The following is a 551-nucleotide window of genomic DNA, read 5'->3' on the forward strand; positions in this document are numbered from 1 at the left end:
CTATCGCTCGTTGTGTTGGTCAAAAAATTATTCTGAAAAACTAAATAAAAAATCCTTTGTTTTGACCTTGTTAGGGTGCGAAATGTGAGATTGAAAGTTTATTTTTAATAATTTATAATGAAATTGTAAAAAAATAAGAAATGGAGGATAGGAAATGAAGAAAATGAAGTTTTTGAAATTCGGACTTGCCACAGCCTTGTCCGCTTCTTTGATTTCTTTTTCTTCAGGAGGAGTTTTTGCAGAAGAGAATAAAGACAGTGTTTCAAAATTATAGGAAAATGCCATCCATTATAGCAATGAAGCAAACTTGAGAGCAGTAGTAGAAAACGGAAAAGTGACGGCTCAAGGATCAATTTCTATATCCACAGTAGGGACAGGCTCCACGTATATTTATGTTTCAGAATCTTCGGCATCTTCGTCGATAAAAGGAATTACTCCAAATGCGTATCCTGTTAGTGAAGTGAAGGCTGTTGGAAAAACGACGAGTAAAGTTACTCTTTCATCTCATGGAGTAACTACGACGTTAATGCTTAATGGAAACTCTCTATATA

The 551-nt window shown here is 34.7% G+C and carries 1 protein-coding gene; it reads left to right on the top strand.

All coding sequences use genetic code 11. From position 1 onward, the window contains the following. Nucleotides 1-307: 307 nt before the first annotated feature. On the top strand, nucleotides 308-551 hold a 244-nt coding region (locus GZ1_RS19440), incomplete at its 3' end, for a hypothetical protein (protein ID WP_217996043.1).

This window comes from Geobacillus zalihae NBRC 101842, from assembly GCF_001544135.1.
GTDB classification, from domain to species: domain Bacteria; phylum Bacillota; class Bacilli; order Bacillales; family Anoxybacillaceae; genus Geobacillus; species Geobacillus zalihae.